Source organism: Ensifer sp. 22521, from assembly GCF_052044795.1.
Lineage (GTDB): Bacteria > Pseudomonadota > Alphaproteobacteria > Rhizobiales > Rhizobiaceae > Ensifer.
In genome coordinates this window covers 1-4,288 of sequence record NZ_JBQENM010000067.1, presented here as the reverse complement: position 1 = coordinate 4,288, position 4,288 = coordinate 1, and the positions used below count along the sequence as shown (strand labels likewise).

Genomic DNA, 4,288 nt, shown 5'->3' with positions numbered 1-4,288 from the left:
ATTCACATGTTCGGATAGACCGGGCCTTCGCCGCCCTGCGGCGGCACCCAGTTGATGTTCTGGTTCGGGTCCTTGATGTCGCAGGTCTTGCAGTGCACGCAGTTCTGCGCGTTGATGACGACGACCGGCTTGCCGTTCTTCTCCACCCACTCGTAGACGCCAGCCGGACAGTAGCGCGTCGACGGGCCGGCATAGATGTCGTGCTCGGAGCGCTTCTGCAGGCTCATGTCCTTGACCTGCAGATGCACCGGCTGATCCTCCTCGTGGTTGGTGTTCGACAGGAACACCGAGGACAGACGATCGAAGGTCAACACGCCATCGGGTTTCGGGTAATCGATCTTCGTGTGCTTTGCTGCCGGCTCGAGGCTCTGCGCATCGCTCTTGCCGTGCTTCAGCGTGCCGAACAGCGACAGACCGAACAACTGGTTGGTCCACATGTCGAGACCGCCGAGTGCCACGCCGATCGCCGTGCCAAACTTCGACCACAGCGGCTTGACGTTCCTGACCCGCTTCAGGTCCTTGCCGATGTCGGTCTGGCGCCATTCGTTCTCGATCTCGACCGGCTCGTCATTGGCCCTGCCCGACGCGATCGCTTCTGCCAGTTTGTCAGCCGCCAGCATGCCAGACAGCACCGCATTGTGGCTGCCCTTGATGCGCGGCACGTTCACGAGGCCGGCCGAACAGCCGATCAGCGCGCCACCGGGGAACGACAGCTTCGGTACCGACTGGTAGCCGCCCTCGGTGATGGCGCGAGCACCATAGGACAGCCGCTTGCCGCCTTCAAAGGTGCCGCGGATGGCCGGATGGGTCTTGAACCGCTGGAACTCCTCGAAAGGGAAGAGGTATGGGTTCTTGTAGTTGAGGTGCACGACGAAGCCGACCGCGACGAGGTTGTCTTCCAGATGGTACAGGAACGAACCACCACCGGTCTTCATGCCGAGCGGCCAGCCGAACGAGTGCTGCACCAGGCCCGGACGGTGGTTCTCGGGCTTAACCTGCCAGAGCTCTTTCAGGCCGATGCCGAACTTCTGGACGTCGCGGTCTTTCGACAGATCGAACTTCGAAATCAGCTGCTTGGCGAGCGAGCCGCGCACGCCCTCGCCGATCAGCGTGTATTTGCCGAGCAGCGCCATGCCGCGGGCGAAGTTCGGTCCCGGCTCGCCGTTCCTCTCGATACCCATGTCGCCGGTGGCAACGCCGATGACGGCACCCTCGTCGTTGTAGAGCACTTCGGTTGCGGCAAAGCCCGGATAGATTTCGACGCCGAGTTCTTCCGCCTTTGTCGCCAGCCAGCGACAGACGTTGCCGAGAGAGACGATGTAATTGCCGTGATTGTTCATCAGCGGCGGCATCAAAAAGTTCGGCAGGCGGATCGAGCCGGCCGGGCCCAAGAACAGGAAGTGGTCGTCCTTCACTTCGGTCTTGAACGGACGGTCGGCGTCCTTGCGCCAGTCCGGCAGCAGCCGGTCGATGCCGATGGGATCGACGACGGCGCCCGACAGGATATGCGCGCCGACTTCGGCGCCCTTTTCGAGCACGACGACCGAGAGCTCCGGATTGACCTGCTTCAGCCGGATCGCCGCCGAAAGCCCCGCAGGTCCCGCACCAACGATCACAACGTCGAATTCCATGCTTTCGCGTGCGGGAATCTCACTCATGCGTTTTCACTGACTTGCAAACTTGGGTGGGGTCAAACCGGCGAACCGGTACGCAGCAATCACAGTGTTTGCCATTAGCATAGCAATCGTCATCGGACCTACGCCGCCGGGGACCGGCGTAATGGCACCTGCGACACGCGCCACTTCCTCGAACGCAACATCGCCGACGAGTTTCGTCTTCCCTTCGCCTTTCTCGGGAGCGGCAATCCGGTTAATCCCGACATCGATAACCGTTGCACCTGGCTGCACCCAGTCAGCTTTGACAAGGCCAGGGTGACCCGCTGCAACGACAACAATATCGGCGTTTCTGCAAAGACCGGGAACATCGCGCGTACCCTTATGCACCGTGGTAACCGTCGCATTGGCCTCCAGCAGCAGCGCTGACATCGGCTTTCCGAATAAGTTCGACTTGCCGATCACAACAGCGTGCAGCCCTGTAAGGTCGTCGCCATGGACATCGCGAACGAATACCATGGCACCTGCCGGTGTACAGGAAACCAGCCCGCCATCGAGATCGCCTGTTACGATTCTGCCAGCGTTCGCGAAATGTAGACCGTCTACATCCTTCGCCGGGGCAATGGCGCGAATGATCGTGTCTGACCGCAAATGACCTGGAAGAGGCAACTGAACGAGAATACCGTGTACGAGCGGGTCATCGTTGAGTGACTCGATGAGCGTCGCCAACTCTTCTTGGCTCGTATCCTCCGACAGTTCGTGCTTAATTGACAGGAAGCCGCACTCGTGGGCCATTTTAGCCTTCGAGGAGACATAGGCATGGCTAGCAGGGTCATTACCAACGATTACAACTGCGATACCTGCCTGCACGCCTGTGTTTGAATGTAATGCTTCGCCTGCGCTCTTCACCTGCGCTACGATGGCGGCGGCGATCTGTTTCCCATCAATGATTGCGGTCATCGGTGGTTACCCCATCCGTTCGGACGCGTAGCTTCCGGGGCTGGCCGGGAACACGACAGTCCTATTGCCATTAACAAAGGTGCGATGATGGATGTGCGCGTGGATCGCACGAGCCAGAACCTGACTTTCGACATCGCGCCCCAGCGACACGTAGTCGTCAGGGCTTTGGGCATGCGTGATACGAACGGTATCCTGCTCGATGATCGGGCCTTCATCGAGGTCTGCCGTCACATAGTGGGCAGTCGCGCCAATCAGCTTCACACCGCGCTCGTACGCTTGCTTGTAGGGATTTGCGCCCTTGAAGCTGGGCAGGAAGGAATGGTGAATGTTGATGATCCTGCCCGACATCTTGGCGCAGAGCTGGTCGGACAAAATCTGCATGTAGCGGGCGAGCACAACCAGCTCGGTACCCGTTTGATCAACAATTTCGAGCATACGCGCTTCCGCCTGGGGCTTGTTCGCCTTGGTTACCTTGATGTGGTGGAACGGAATGTCATGGTTCACGACCACCTTCTGATAGTCGAAGTGGTTGGAGACGACACCAACGATGTCGATCGGAAGCGCGCCAATCCTCCAGCGATAAAGGAGATCGTTCAAGCAGTGACCGAAGCGCGAGACCATAAGAAGGACTTTTGTCCTCTTATCTCCTTGATGAAACTCGTAGGACATTGAAAGTCGCTTTGCGACCTCATCAAAGCCTTCGCGGATATCACGCTCCGGGATACCGGTTTCCGACTTGAAGCCAATTCTCATGAAGAACCGGCCGGTCTCAAGATCATCGAACTGCGAGCTATCAAGGATATTACAACCCTTGTCAGTCAGATAGCCGGAGATCGCCGCAACGATTCCCCTTGTGGACTTGCATGACACCGTAAGAACCAGATTTTCCATAGTCACAGGCTACTCCATCTAACATCAGCAGACACTGGGCCGCCTGGAGGTGACCTCGCCGTCTCATGTGAAATTGCGGTTAAAGGGCTTTTTCAAGTTCGGGCAGGACATCGAACAGATCGCCAACGAGACCGTAATCGGCGACCTGGAAGATCGGCGCTTCCTCGTCCTTGTTGATCGCGACGATCACCTTCGAGTCCTTCATGCCGGCCAGATGCTGGATGGCGCCAGAAATGCCGCAGGCGATGTAGAGGTCGGGGGCAACAACCTTGCCGGTCTGGCCGATCTGCCAGTCGTTCGGCGCATAACCGGCATCGACAGCAGCACGGGAGGCACCGATGGCAGCGCCGAGCTTATCGGCAACTGGTACGATTACCTCGTCAAATTTGTCGGCAGAGCCAAGAGCGCGACCGCCAGAGATTACAGTCTTCGCTGAGGTAAGTTCCGGGCGATCTGAAGCCGACAGCGCATCAGCAACAAAGGATGAAAGTCCTGAAGAAAGAGCTGCCGTTGAGATTTCCTCAACGGCAGCAGATGGGCTTTGGGAGGCCTGGGAGAACGAGGCGGTGCGAACCGTGATTACCTTCTTCGCATCGGACGACTTTACCGTCTGGATGGCATTGCCCGCATAGATCGGACGCTTGAACGTGTCGGCAGAGACGATCTCGACGATTTCCGAGACCTGCGCGACATCGAGCAGGGCAGCAACACGCGGCAGCACGTTCTTGCCGACCGAGGTCGCAGCCGAGACGATGGCGTCATAGGAGCCGGCAAGCGACACGATGAGCGCTGCCAGCGGTTCGGCGAGGTTGTTGCCGAGGCTT

At 58.7% G+C, this 4,288-nt stretch carries 4 protein-coding genes; all 4 read right to left on the bottom strand.

The window, feature by feature from the left end:
• Window positions 1–2: 2 nt before the first annotated feature.
• The gene (locus ACTJKE_RS36520) at window positions 3–1,658 is read right to left on the bottom strand and encodes an electron transfer flavoprotein-ubiquinone oxidoreductase (protein ID WP_440693907.1); all 1,656 of its coding nucleotides are present in this window, start codon (window positions 1,656–1,658) and stop codon (window positions 3–5) included.
• A 6-nt stretch (window positions 1,659–1,664) separates the two neighbouring features.
• On the bottom strand, window positions 1,665–2,573 hold the full coding sequence (folD, locus tag ACTJKE_RS36515; protein ID WP_427143618.1) for a bifunctional methylenetetrahydrofolate dehydrogenase/methenyltetrahydrofolate cyclohydrolase FolD: 909 nt from the start codon (window positions 2,571–2,573) through the stop codon (window positions 1,665–1,667).
• 6 nt (window positions 2,574–2,579) lie between these two features.
• Window positions 2,580–3,464, bottom strand: coding sequence for a formyltetrahydrofolate deformylase (purU, locus tag ACTJKE_RS36510; protein WP_427143619.1), 885 nt, complete (start codon window positions 3,462–3,464; stop codon window positions 2,580–2,582).
• A gap of 79 nt (window positions 3,465–3,543) precedes the next feature.
• A partial coding sequence (locus ACTJKE_RS36505; protein WP_440693905.1) for an electron transfer flavoprotein subunit alpha/FixB family protein occupies window positions 3,544–4,288 on the bottom strand: 745 nt, incomplete at its 5' end.